The organism is Streptomyces europaeiscabiei, assembly GCF_036346855.1.
Taxonomy (GTDB): domain Bacteria; phylum Actinomycetota; class Actinomycetes; order Streptomycetales; family Streptomycetaceae; genus Streptomyces; species Streptomyces europaeiscabiei.
On record NZ_CP107841.1, the window covers coordinates 8466450 to 8479621 of the forward strand.

Here is a 13172-nt window from a genome sequence, read left to right on the forward strand (position 1 = left end):
CGGATGCGGCACCGGTACAACGATGAGACGACAGATACCCCACGAAGCCAATGAGGCGTCAGGAACCCGCCGATGAGGCGTGCACCAACTGCGGGCGAACTCCCGTCGAACAGGTGTCCCCGCGCGCCTGTGGTGCGAACGGTGATGTGGATGACACGCTGAGCGCATGAACATCTCTTTCCTGGGCAACTGGCGCAAGAGGCGTGACCCCGCCTTCGGGGTCGCGGTGTTCACCGGCGGCGACGGTGACGACGACGGTCACGAAGGACTCGCCGAACTTCTCTCCGAATGCGAACTGCTGCGCGCGCAGGCCACACAGGTCGGTGTTCGACTGGACGACTCCGCGACCTCGTTGGAAGCCCTGGACCAGCTCGTCCCGCGCTGGCGCGACGACGAGGAGACCCAGGCCTGGCTCGGGAACGACGCCGGGCTCTATCTGGGCACGGTCGTCGTACGGACCGTGCCGGGCGCCCGCTGGGAGATCTGGCCCAACGGGCAGCCCGTGGTGCGCCTGGCGTCCGGTCGTGAGATCGACGTGGTCGAGGCCGGTCAGGAGTGGGCCGCGAGCGGCGCACCGGAACTGTCCCAGCTGTACGCCGAGGTCGCGGAAGGGTGACGGCCTCCCGCGCTGTCCCCGCGCAGTCTCCCGCACCGCCTCCGACGCGGCCGATTCCTGAAAATACGGCTAATCCCTGACAGTGCGTGTCGTCCCCGGGGGCAACATCCGTCCGGATAGTTTGCGGCACCTGCGACACGACACAACATGACACGGCCGAGAGCGAGTAGGGCGGGCAGGGCATGGCGGTCGATCCGCTGATCGAGATGCGCGACGTGAACAAGTACTTCGGCGAGCTGCATGTCCTGCAGGACATCGACCTCACCGTCGGCAAGGGGGAGGTGGTCGTGGTCATCGGCCCGTCGGGGTCGGGGAAGTCGACGCTGTGCAGGGCGATCAACCGGCTGGAGCCCATTCACTCCGGCACGATCCTGCTCGACGGGCAGCCGCTGCCGGACGAGGGCAAGAGCCTCGCGGCCCTCCGCGCGGACGTCGGCATGGTCTTCCAGGCGTTCAACCTCTTCGCGCACAAGACGGTCCTGCAGAATGTGTCGCTCGGTCAGGTCAAGGTCCGCAAACGGAAGAAGGAGGACGCCGACAGGCGCTCCCGCGAACTCCTCGACCGTGTCGGCCTCGCCGACCAGGCACCGAAGTACCCGGCGCAGCTCTCCGGCGGCCAGCAGCAGCGCGTGGCCATCGCCCGCGCCCTCGCCATGGACCCCAAGGTCATGCTGTTCGACGAGCCGACCTCGGCCCTCGACCCGGAGATGATCAACGAAGTCCTCGAAGTCATGCAGCAGTTGGCGCGTGAGGGCATGACCATGGTCGTCGTCACCCATGAGATGGGCTTCGCCCGCTCCGCGGCCAACCGTGTCGTCTTCATGGCCGACGGCCGTATCGTCGAGGACCGCACTCCGGACGGTTTCTTCACCAACCCGGAGAGCGACCGTGCCAAGGATTTCCTCTCCAAGATTCTCAAGCACTGACCACCGCCGCTGGACCGGGCGCGGGCCTCGACTACGATGAGCGGTTCATCCACTTGGGGTGAGCGAGGCCGTGGACGCCACCCCGGCCGAAACAGGGACGCTGCTGCCAGGCACGCAGTAGCCAGGGGCCAGGCCCGTCCGGCAGCAGCCGGAGATCACTGCTCGCGCAGCGGGATCGACACGTACGACGGGTCGTTCGGCGGCGAGGAGAAGGTCAGCTGCGCGCCGGTCGGGTTGTGCTCGATGTAGAGCGGGTCGACCGTGTCGACGACCAGGGCGAGACGGTGGCCCGCCGGAACGTCGTAGGCCGTGGAGAGCAGCTCCAGGTCCACGCCGAACGGCTTGCCGGGCGTCTGGCCGTGGAAGGTGTACGGCGCGTGGCTGACCAGCTTCCCGAGGCCGAGCGGGCCCACGTCGTACAGGTAGGCGACGAGGGTGCCGCTCTCCTTGGTGGCCGTGACCGTGGTGTGCAGCTCGGCGGTACCCCGCACGGCCTGCGCCTTGGCGTACTTCTCCGACTGCCACACGGCCGCCCAGCGGCGCGGCAGCAGCGGAATCGAGGCCACGGGCGGGAGTTGGGCCACTTGGTCGAGGATGCTGGAGAGGAAGACGACGCCTCCGTTCGCGCCCGAGTCGATGTTCGCGCGGATCGTGGTGCCGCTCGTCAGGGCGATCTTCTCGCGGGTCGCGGTGACCGACTTCCAGTCCGGATAGCCCTCGAAGGCGCCGCCCGTACGGGACTTGAGCCGGACGGGCTGCTCGCGGTCGATGCCGTTGGGTGTGCCCTTGAGGTAGCGGTCGAACCAGCGCTGCGTGTCCGTCCACACGTCGTTGGGCAGCCCGAACAGACCGGTCGCCTCCGTGGTGGCGTGGTCGCCGGGGCGCAGCTCCAGCCGCTTGGGGCCGGTGAGCTTCTCGTAGAAGTCGGCGTACTGGTTGGGCGGGAAGATCGAGTCGCCCCAGGCGTTGGCGAGCATGACCGCCGTGCCGTTGGTGTTGAGCTGGTCCAGATAGGTCCCGGGGGAACGTTTCTTCCCCCAGGCGATCATGTCCTCCTCCTTGGCCAGGTTGGAGGCGTAGAAGTTCTCGAAGATCTGCTGGAGTTCGGGGCCCTGGCGGCCGGTGATCCGTCCGGCGCCGTCCAGCAGGGCGGCCGCCTGGAGGTGCTGGGTGCGTCCACCGTAGATCGAGTCGATCAGGTCCGCCCAGCCGCTCAGCGCGGCGACCGCCTTGACGCGCTTGTCGTGCGCGGCGGTGAGCAGGCTGATGCCCGCCCCGTAGGACAGTCCCGCCATGCCGATGCGCTCGGCGTCGGCCGGGGTGTTGGCGAGGGCCCAGTCGATCACCTTGGACGCGTCGGCGGTGTCGGGTGGCCCCGCGACCTCTATGTATCCGCCGGACTCCCAGAAGCCGCGGACGTTGTAACTGACCACGACGTAACCGGCGTCGGCGAGTTTCCGCGCCTGGGCCAGATACTCGATCCGGGGAAGGCCCCAGCTCGTGGGCAGCACGAGGAGCGGGTACGCGCGCGAGGTGTCGGCGGGTGCGACGACATTGACCTTGAGGACCGTGCCGCCGTCGCCCTTGATGTCGACGAAGCGGGTGGTGGGCGCAGCGGTGGAACCGGATGCCGCCTGGGCGGCGGGGGCGAGGCCGAGGGCCGTGCCGGCGACCAGGGTGGCCGAGACGGCGCCCACGGCGCTCGTACGCAGAGCCCTGGCTGTACGCGATGTGGTGCCGTGCGGGTGTCTCATGGGTCGCTCCTCACTCGTGTAAGTGCAAAGTGACCCGACGGTAACCGGACACCCTTACCGGAAGTAACTCCCCGGTAAGTTACGTGACGGTAACATTCAGCCGTGAACTAGGAGGCGCGGTGCGAGATCTGTGCCGGGGCCGACGGCGACGGTGCCGGGGTCTGGGCGGCGCGGGTGACGTCCGAGACGAGCTCGACCACATCGGGACCGTACGCCTGGGAGTTGACGACCTTCAGGAGGAGCACGAAGCTGCCGGTGCCGTACTTGCGGTGGAGCCGCTCGTGGTTGCGGGCGAGGTAGCGGGTGGCGGCCTGGTTGGTGATCGCGCGCTGGCCGCAGAAGAGGAAGACGGGCCGGGCCTGGTCCGGCTGGCCGGTGGTGAGCCGGGCCAGGATGACGTGCTCGGTGATGCCGGGGTCCAGACGGTACCGCTCGCTGCCGACGTGCAGGGCGGCCCGGTCGGGGCCGGGCTCGGGGTCGAGGTTGAAATGGATGCCCGGCAGCATGGCGGCTATGTGGGCAGCCATGCGGCGGTTCGAACCGGGGCCTCCCACGCAGAACTCGGTGCGCTCGCCGAAGCCCTGCTGGGCGGCGTCCTGCGTGATGATCTGTGCGTGCGCGCCGCAGTCCTTGATCAGTGCGGACAGCTCCAGCAGCGCGAACACGTCGAAGCGATGCACCGCCAGATTCGCGGTGGACGGATCGCGGCTGACCACCAACAAGGACTCGGAGTTGTCGGGCAGCCCGAAGAACGTCTGCTTGCGGCGGAGTTTCCGCTTCCACAGGTACGTCCGGAAGAACCAGCCCAGGGAGGCACTGAGCCCCGCCGCGATCACGCCGAGGACGATATTGCGCACGTCGTCATTCATGGCCGCGCATGGTAGCGGGCGCGGCCGAATACTGTCCGAACCCCTGTCTGAATCCCTGTCCGATTCCATGCCCGGTGTCCTGGTTCGGTGCGCCGTCGCGCGAGTGGCGCGGCACCGCCGGATGGCCGAGACGCCGCTGACGGGGCCATGGCGCCCGCGTTAGTCTGCGCGGACGGTCCCTGACTGGAGGTACGGATGCGTCTGCGTCGTCCTGTCGCGCGGAAACTGGCTGTACTGGCGGCAACGTCCGCCGTGGTGTCGGTGGGGGCGGCCCCGCCGTCCTCGGCGGCGACGGACACCGTCGAGAAGGTCCCGGTCGCCGTCGGCTACGGCGGTGCCGTCTCCAGCGTCGACCCGGACGCCTCGGCCGCCGGCATCGAGGTACTCCGCAAGGGCGGTAACGCGGTGGACGCGGCAGTCGCCACGGCAGCCGCCCTCGGCGTCACCGAGCCCTACTCCGCGGGCATCGGCGGAGGCGGCTACTTCGTCTACTACGACGCCGGGTCCCGTACCGTGCACACCATCGACGGCCGGGAGACCGCGCCCCTGAGCGCCGACGAGAACCTCTTCCTGGAGAACGGCACGGCGATCCCGTTCGCCGAGGCCGTCACCAGTGGGCTGAGCGTCGGTACGCCCGGAACCCCGGCGACCTGGCAGACGGCGCTGAGCAGTTGGGGCAGCAAGCCGCTCGGCAAGCTGCTGAAGCCCGCCGAGAGGATCGCCCGCGACGGGTTCACCGTCGACGCGACCTTCCGCGCCCAGACCGCCTCCAACGAGGCCCGGTTCCGCAACTTCCCGGACACCGTCGACCTCTACCTCCCCGGCGGGCAGCTGCCGGTGGTCGGCTCGACCCTCAAGAACCCCGATCTGGCCCGTACCTACGCGGAGCTGGGCCGCAAGGGCGTCGGGGCCCTCTATCGGGGCGACCTCGCGCAGGACATCGTCGACACGGTCAACAAGCCGCCGGTGGACCCGAGTTCGGGCTACAACGCCCGGCCGGGCGACCTGACCACCACCGACCTCGCCACGTACCGCGCCAAGCGCCAGGCGCCCACGAAGGCGTCGTACCGCGGCCTCGGCGTCTACGGGATGGCCCCCTCGTCCTCCGGCGGCACGACGGTCGCCGAGGCGCTCAACATCCTGGAGCGGACCGACCTGTCGAAGGCGAGCGACGTCCGGTACCTGCACCGCTACATCGAGGCGAGCCGTATCGCGTTCGCCGACCGTGGCCGCTGGGTCGGCGACCCCGCCTTCGAGGACGTACCGACGAAGGGGCTGCTGTCGCAGCGGTTCGCCGACTCCCGCGAGTGCCTGATCAAGGACGACGCGGTGCTCACCAGCCCCGTCGCGCCGGGTGACCCGCGCAATCCGACGGCCTGCGCGACCGGCGGTACGGCCGCGCCGACGACGTACGAGGGCGACAGCACGACCCATCTCACGGTTGCCGACAAGTGGGGCAACGTCGTCTCGTACACGCTCACCATCGAGCAGACCGGCGGCAGCGGCATCACCGTGCCCGGTCGGGGCTTCCTGCTCAACAACGAGCTGACGGACTTCTCCTTCACTCCGGCCAACCCGGCCGTGCACGACCCCAACCTGCCGGGGCCGGGCAAGCGGCCCCGCTCGTCGATGTCGCCGACGATCGTGCTCGACCGGCACGACAAGCCCGTGGTGGCTCTCGGTTCACCGGGCGGCGCGACCATCATCACGACCGTGCTGCAGACCCTGACCGGCTTCCTCGACCGGGGCCTGCCGCTGGTCGACGCGATCGCCGCGCCCCGCGCCAGCCAGCGCAACCAGACCACCACGGAGCTCGAACCGGGTCTGTGGAACAGCCCGTTGAAGACCGAGCTCGAAGCCATCGGGCACGGCTTCCGGCAGAACCCGGAGATCGGCGCGGCCACCGCCGTCCAGCGCCTGTCGAACGGCAGGTGGCTGGCCGCCGCGGAGACCGTACGACGCGGTGGCGGCTCGGCGATGGTCGTGCACCCCGCGAAGCAGGGGCACCCGTAGCGGGTCCCCGGCTAGGCGGACCGGTCGGGGTCGGGCGGCGTCGTCGTCGTACGGAAGGCGAGCCGCCCGTCCTCCACCTCCGCCGCCACCCGGCTGCCGGACGGCAGCCGGCCGTCGAGGAGCAGCCGGGACAGCGGGTTGTCGACCTCCCGCTGGATCGTGCGGCGCAGCGGGCGGGCGCCGTACTCGGGCTGGTCGCCGTGGCGGGCGAGCCATGAGACGGCCCGCTCGGTGAACTCGACGGTGACACCCCGCGCGTGCAGCCGGTCCCGGGTCCGCTCCAGCAACAGGTCGGTGATCCTCCGCAGTTGGTCGTCGGTGAGCCGCCGGAAGACGACGATCTCGTCGACGCGGTCGAGGAACTCGGGCCGGAAGTGCTCCCGCAACGGCCGCAGGATCCGCTCGCGCCGGTCCTCCTCGTCCGCCTCGGCGCCGCCCGCCGAGAAGCCCAGGCCCGACCCGCTCCTGCCGATGGCCTCCGAGCCCAGGTTGCTCGTCATGACGATCACGGCGTTGGTGAAGTCGACCGTGCGGCCCTGCGCGTCGGTGAGCCTGCCGTCGTCGAGGACCTGCAGCAGCAGGTTGAAGACGTCCGGGTGGGCCTTCTCCACCTCGTCCAGCAACAGCAGCGCGTACGGATGCCGTCGCACGGCCTCCGTCAGCTGCCCGGCATCCTCATGGCCGACGTAGCCGGGCGGGGCGCCGACCAGCCGGCTGACCGCGTGCCGCTCCTGGTACTCGCTCATGTCGAGCCGCACCATCCGGTCCTCGCCGCCGAAGAGGGCCTCCGCCAGCGCGCGGGCCAGTTCCGTCTTGCCGACGCCGGTCGGGCCCAGGAAGAGGAAGCTGCCGATCGGCCGTTCGGGACTGGCCAGCCCGGCGCGCGAGCGCAGCACGGCGTCCGCCACCACGCGCACCGCCTCGTCCTGCCCGACGACCCGCTGACGCAGCCGCTGTTCCAGCCCCAGCAGCCGTTCCCGCTCCTCCTGGGTGAGGCTGCTGACGGGGATGCCTGTCTGCCGGGAGACGACCTCGGCGATGTCCTCGGCGGTGATCTCCAGACTCTGCCCGTCGTCGGCCCGTTCCCCGCCGCGGTCCGTGCCGATCCGCTGTCGCAACTCACCGATCCGGTCCCGCAGCCGCGTGGCCAGCTCGTACTGCTCGCCCGCGACCGCCTGGTCCTTGTCCCTGGTCAGCTGCTCGATCTCCCGCTCCAGGGTCCGCAGATCCGTCCCCTTGGTCCGGGCACGCAGCCGGACGCGGGCCCCGGCCCGGTCCATCAGGTCGATGGCCTTGTCGGGCAGCCGTCGGTCGGTGAGATACCGGTCCGACAGGTCCACCGCGGCCACCAGTGCCTCGTCGGTGTAGCGGACCTGGTGGTGGGCCTCGTACCGGTCGCGCAGCCCGCGCAGGATCTCCAGGGCGTCATCGCCGCTCGGCTCGGCGACCAGCACCGGCTGGAACCGGCGGGCCAGCGCCGCGTCCTTCTCGATCCGCCGGTACTCCTCCAGCGTCGTCGCCCCCACGATGTTCAGCTCTCCGCGCGCCAGGGCCGGCTTGAGCATGTTGCCCGCGTCCAGCACGCCGCCCTCGCCCGAGCCGGCGCCCACGACCGTGTGCAACTCGTCGATGAAGACGACCAGTTCCCCGGAGTGGGTGCGGATCTCGTCGACGATGCCGGTGAGCCGCTCCTCGAAGTCGCCCCGGTAACGGGTCCCGGCGACCACCCCTGACAGATCCAGGGCGACCACCCGGCGCCCGGCCAGCACGTCGGGCACGTCGCCCTCGGCGATGCGCTGGGCCAGCCCCTCCACGATCGCGGTCTTGCCGACGCCCGCCTCACCGATGAGCACGGGGTTGTTCTTGCCGCGCCGGGACAGCACTTCGACGGTCTGCTCGATCTCCTCCTCCCGCCCGATGACCGGGTCGATACGGCCCTGACGGGCGAGGTCGGTCAGATCGCGGCCGTACTTGTCGAGGGTCGGTGTGGCGGTGGACGTGCGGTGCGGCAGCCCGGAGAGGGGGATCCCGGCGGGCGGGGTCGCCGCCGATGGGTCCGACGCGTCCGGGGGGTCCGACGCGTCCGGCGGCAGCGCGGAGGCCGAGAGCCGAGCGGCGCCGAGGACGTGGCCGGCGGCCGAGTCGGGGTTGGCGGCGAGGGCGCTCAGGACGTGTTCGGGGCCGATGTGGCCGGAGCCGGCGACCCGGGCCAGTTCGTGTGCGTCCAGCAGGGCCCGCTTGACCGCGGGGGTCAGGGCCAGGGACGCGGGCGGCGGCCCCTGGCCCGGCTTGTGCCGCTCCGGGCCGGACCGCTCGTCGATCTCACCGGCCAGCGCGTCGGGGTCGACGCCCGTACGGGCCACCAGACTTCGGGTCGGCTCGGCGGTCAGCGCGGCGCGCAGCAGATGCTGGGTGTCCAGGTCCCTGCTGCCGTGCCGCGCCGCGTACGCCGCCGCGTCGGCCACCAACCGGCGGGCCGAGCCGCTCATCAGCCGGCCGATCTCGACCCGCTGCGGGCGCGGCCCGCCGAAGAAACGGGCGAAGAACTCACTGAGGGGGTCCGGACCGTAGCCCTCGGGCCCGGGGAATCCGTTGCTCATTCGCCACCGGGTTCCCGCGTGCTGCGGGGATACACCGGTGGCGCCGTTGGGGGTTGCGGGTGGTTGTGCGGGTGGGTGGGGGCCGGGCGCGCAGTTCCCCGCGCCCCTGAAAAGCGGGGGCTGCGCCCCCTGCTTTTCATCGGCCCGTTGGGCCGTCGTGTTGTGGCCCGCGGGCCTGGGCTTTCAGGGGTGCGGGGAACTGTGCGAGAAGCCCCAGGTACCCGCAGCCCCACGACCACCCGCAGTTCGACGGCGCTTCGAAGTCACCGTCACCGCGCGGTCAGCACCCGCGGCCCCGCATCCGTGATGGCGACCGTATGCTCCGCATGGGCCGCCCGGGAACCGTCGTCCGTGCGCAACGTCCACCCGTCCGGCGCCGCGTGGTACCCGTCGCCGCCCCCGCCGATCAGCATCGGTTCGATCGCCAGGACCATCCCGTGCCGCAGCCTCATCCCGCGTCCGGGCCGCCCCTCGTTCGGTACCCCCGGGTCCTCGTGCATATGACGGCCGATCCCGTGGCCGCCGAAGCCGTCGGGAATCCCGTATCCGGCGGCGCGGCACACCGTGCCGATCGCGTGCGCGATGTCGCCGATGCGGTTGCCGACGACGGCCGCCCCGATGCCCGCCGCGAGGGCGCGTTCGGCCGTCTCGACGAGGCGCAGGTCGGCGGCGCGCGGCTCGCCCACCACGAAGCTGATCGCCGAGTCCCCGACCCAGCCGCCCAGCTCGGCGCCGAAGTCCATGGACACGAGGTCGCCGTCGCGCAGCCGGTACGCCGTCGGGATGCCGTGCACGATCGCGTCGTTCACGGAGGCACAGATCACCGCCGGGAAGGGGGTGGGCGCGAAGGACGGGCGATAGCCGAGGAACGGCGACGAGGCGCCCGCCTCCCGCAGTACCTCGTGTGCCACCTCGTCGAGTTCGAGGAGGGAAACACCCACGTCGGCGGTGCTCCGCACCGCGGTCAGCGCTCGCCCCACGACCTGCCCGGCCTCGTACATCGCGTCCATCGACGCATCCGTCTTCAGTTCCACCATGCCAATTACTATACCGCTCAACATCCAATTAATATACCGGTCCGCCGGAAGGGATCGGTATTAGAATGGGGGCATGGTGCGCACCCCACTGACCCCCGAAGAGCGTGAACGCGGCGAGCGGCTCGGCCGGTTGCTGCGTGAGGCCCGCGGCAGTCGCAGCATGGCGGAGATCGCTGCCGGCGCGGGCATCTCCGCGGAGACCCTGCGGAAGATCGAGACCGGCCGAGCCCCCACCCCGGCCTTCTTCACGGTCGCCGCCCTCGCCCGCGCGCTGGGTCTGTCCATGGACGCCCTCGTCACGCGGTGCGCACCGGCAGCCGATACGGCCCCGACGGCCGCGGTCGCCTGAGCCGTTTCGCGGTCATGGCCTGAGTCGTTCGCCGTGATGGCCTGAACCCCTCACGCACAGCTGTCGCACGGCCGCGTACAGCACACTGCGTCCGCTACGAAAACTTCGCGTAGCCGTCCTGTAACACAACTGGTGTTTTCTTGCGGACCGGAGCACTCCAGTCTGCCGGGGAGTATGCGATGGCTTTGGATCAACTCCCGGGACAAGTAGGGGAGTTCGCGGGATACCTGAACAGATTGATGGCGAAGCTCGACCAGGGCGGTGGCTGGTGCGCCGTTTTCTGGCAGCGCGACCCCGACGGCATGCGGGCCTGCCTGGACGGCCTGGAGGTGCCGCCCTGGGACGTCGTCGAGGCGCTCATGCACGACCTCGGCACCGCGTACGGTCCCGCCGCGGCGGCCCAGGAGACCGAGCGGGCCCGTGCCCTGCACAGCGCCTCGCTCGCCGCGTACGACTCCCGGCCCGGCGGCCGTGACGCCCTGGGCGACCGGCTCGACGTCATGCTCCGCGAGCAGCGCTACGCCGCCGAACGCACCACCGAACTGACCCGCCGGCTGCAGGCCGCCACCTCGCAGGAGGAGGCCGACTCCATCCGCCTGGACCTGGCCTGGGCCCATGACGACCGCGAACGCGCCACAGCCCGCTGCACAGAACTGCACACCCGCATCGAGGACATCGACCGCCGCGCCCCGCACGGCCCCGCGCGGGGCGCGGCGCACGTTCCGGGGAACACCGCCGGGGACGTCTTCCGCGTGGGCGCGCCGGAAGCGGAGGAACGCGCGGCCGACTCGGCGGAGCGCCTGGGCGGGGGTACGGGCACGGACCGGTACGGCGGCGGGCGCACGCACGAGGACCAGTTCGGCGACGGACGTATACATACGGACCCCTACCGTGGCGGCCGTGCCCCCGACGGCCGAGCGCCCGACAGTCGCACCCCCGAGGAGGCCGGCGCGTACGACGCCCGGCACGACACCTACGCGGCCGCCTTCCCCGAGACCGACGAAGCCGCCCGGACCGCCCCCGGCCCCGGCCCCGCCCCCAAGTCCGATCCCCAGCACCCCGACCCGGAAGCCGCCGCCCCGCCGCTCGCCAAGCAGCGTTCCAAGCGCCGCCCGCGAGGGGGTGCCCGTTTCGCCGGGGCGATGGAGGCCGAGGCTCCGCCCGTCGTCGTGCCCAAGGCCGCACCGGCAGTGGGGCGCAAGGGGCGCGCTCCCCGGGGCGCCCGGTACGCCGGTGCCGCGGAGCGGGCCGAGGCGGCGGCGCCGAAGCAGTCGCAGGCGCGGCAGCCGCTGGACGACGAGGCGCGGCGGGAGGTCGCCGATACCGTGCAGCGGTTGGTGCGGCTGCGCCGGGAGGGCCGCAGCGGGGAGGCGCACGCCCTCCTCGTGGAGATCGCGCAGTGGCCCGCCGCCCGTTTCCCGCTGCTCGCGGCCGACCTGCACCGCGCGGGGCTGGGCGCTGACTGGGCGACCCTGCTGTGGGAGGCCGGCTCGCTGCCCGCCGACCGGCTGGTCGCGGTCGCGGACGCCCTGAACGCGGTGGGCCGCGCCTCGGACGGAGAGCAGATGCTGCGACAGGGCGTCTCACGGCCCACCGAGGAGATCGGCGAGGCGGTGCTCGCCCTCACCGCCGAGGGGCGCGAACGGGAGGCGCGTGCGCTGCTCGACGTGTACGTGCGCATGCGTACGCCGGAGGAGGCGGCGCGCACCGCGGAGGCACATCCGCGACGACTCAAGCCCCTCGTGCTGGCGGCGGCGCGCGGTGTCTCCGAGGAGCGCTACCGGGAAGTGGTGCACGCGCTGCGCGTGCAGGGGCTCACCTGACCCGGCACGCGCTGCGCGTGCAGGGGCTCACCTGACCCGCCCGCCACGTCCGGCCCACCGGCCGCGCCCGACGGGGCCGGCCGGTACGCCGCGCGAAACACGGCGGCAATCACCCACTGGAGTGCGAAACGTGATCGACTCGGCTGGTTGACGACGATGGTCTTGCCCAGTCCGTCGGCGGGGCTTAGTTTCAAGCCTCTACGACCTGCGTCTACGGGCGTAGAGGCTCGCTGAGGTCCCTGTCGAAGGAGCACCTGACATGGCCAACGTCGTACGCGCCGCCCTGGTCCAGGCGACCTGGACCGGCGACACCGCCTCCATGGTCGCCAAGCACGTCGAGCACGCCCGCGAGGCGGCGCGGCAGGGCGCGAAGGTGATCGGCTTCCAGGAAGTCTTCAACGCGCCCTACTTCTGCCAGGTCCAGGAGCCGGAGCACTACGCCTGGGCGGAACCCGTCCCGGACGGCCCGACCGTCACACGGATGCGGGAGCTGGCCCGCGAGACCGGCATGGTGATCGTCGTCCCGGTCTTCGAGGTCGAACAGTCCGGGTTCTACTTCAACACCGCGGCGGTGATCGACGCCGACGGCACCTATCTCGGCAAGTACCGCAAGCACCACATCCCCCAGGTCAAGGGATTCTGGGAGAAGTACTACTTCAAGCCCGGGAACCTCGGCTGGCCGGTCTTCGACACGGCCGTCGGCAAGGTCGGCGTCTACATCTGTTACGACCGCCACTTCCCGGAGGGCTGGCGCCAGCTCGGTCTGAACGGCGCCCAACTCGTGTACAACCCGTCCGCGACCCACCGGGGCCTGTCCTCCCATCTGTGGCAGCTGGAGCAGCCCGCGGCCGCCGTCGCCAACGAGTACTTCATCGCGGCGATCAACCGGGTCGGCGTGGAGGAGTACGGGGACAACGACTTCTACGGCACCTCGTACTTCGTCGACCCACGCGGCAAGTTCGTCGGCGAGGTCGCGAGCGACAAGGGCGAGGAGCTCGTCGTACGGGATCTCGACTTCGACCTGATCGAGGAAGTGCGGCAGCAGTGGGCGTTCTACCGGGACCGTCGGCCCGACGCGTACGAAGGGCTCGTACAGCCGTGACCGTGTACGGAGGACTCGTACAGCCCTGACGTGGGCACGTACAGCCGTGACACACGCAGAACCCGTACAGCTGTGAAAGGAGT

At 71.1% G+C, this 13172-nt stretch carries 10 protein-coding genes; 6 read left to right on the forward strand and 4 right to left on the reverse strand.

Translation table 11 applies throughout. The annotated features are described in order from the left end of the window. Positions 1–166 precede the first annotated feature (166 nt). On the forward strand, positions 167–616 hold the full coding sequence (locus tag OG858_RS36810; RefSeq protein ID WP_319064182.1) for a DUF6278 family protein: 450 nt from the start codon (positions 167–169) through the stop codon (positions 614–616). Positions 617–798: 182 nt separating this feature from the next. After that, on the forward strand, positions 799–1542 hold the full coding sequence (locus OG858_RS36815; protein ID WP_086746791.1) for an amino acid ABC transporter ATP-binding protein: 744 nt from the start codon (positions 799–801) through the stop codon (positions 1540–1542). Between the two features lie 155 nt (positions 1543–1697). Here OG858_RS36815 and OG858_RS36820 read toward each other — a convergent pair whose 3' ends face one another. Both OG858_RS36820 and OG858_RS36825 read right to left on the reverse strand, forming a co-directional pair. Continuing rightward, complete coding sequence (locus OG858_RS36820) at positions 1698–3296, reverse strand: alpha/beta fold hydrolase (protein WP_319319057.1); 1599 nt, start codon at positions 3294–3296, stop codon at positions 1698–1700. A 107-nt stretch (positions 3297–3403) separates the two neighbouring features. Further along, a complete protein-coding gene (locus OG858_RS36825) occupies positions 3404–4165 on the reverse strand; it encodes a hypothetical protein (protein ID WP_086746793.1) in 762 nt (253 codons plus the stop codon). A gap of 195 nt (positions 4166–4360) precedes the next feature. On the opposite strand from OG858_RS36825, the gene ggt reads away from it, so the two are divergent. Continuing rightward, a complete protein-coding gene (gene ggt / locus OG858_RS36830; protein WP_319319054.1) occupies positions 4361–6178 on the forward strand; it encodes a gamma-glutamyltransferase in 1818 nt (605 codons plus the stop codon). Positions 6179–6189: 11 nt separating this feature from the next. On the opposite strand, the gene OG858_RS36835 is transcribed toward ggt, so the two are convergent. Continuing rightward, entirely contained in the window at positions 6190–8778 is a 2589-nt protein-coding gene (locus OG858_RS36835) for an ATP-dependent Clp protease ATP-binding subunit (RefSeq protein ID WP_319261424.1), read from the reverse strand. Positions 8779–9047: 269 nt separating this feature from the next. Then, entirely contained in the window at positions 9048–9815 is a 768-nt protein-coding gene (map, locus tag OG858_RS36840) for a type I methionyl aminopeptidase (protein WP_319316111.1), read from the reverse strand. A 73-nt stretch (positions 9816–9888) separates the two neighbouring features. Between map and OG858_RS36845 the strand changes: the two genes are divergently transcribed. From OG858_RS36845 to OG858_RS36855, 3 genes are all read left to right on the forward strand, one after another. Continuing rightward, a complete protein-coding gene (locus OG858_RS36845) occupies positions 9889–10164 on the forward strand; it encodes a helix-turn-helix domain-containing protein (protein ID WP_086751008.1) in 276 nt (91 codons plus the stop codon). Between the two features lie 179 nt (positions 10165–10343). Continuing rightward, positions 10344–11987 (forward strand): hypothetical protein, encoded by a 1644-nt coding sequence (locus OG858_RS36850; protein WP_327725272.1) that lies wholly within the window; start codon positions 10344–10346, stop codon positions 11985–11987. 259 nt (positions 11988–12246) lie between these two features. Beyond that, positions 12247–13089, forward strand: a complete 843-nt coding sequence (locus OG858_RS36855; RefSeq protein ID WP_319064175.1) for a nitrilase-related carbon-nitrogen hydrolase — start codon at positions 12247–12249, stop codon at positions 13087–13089. Positions 13090–13172: the final 83 nt, after the last annotated feature.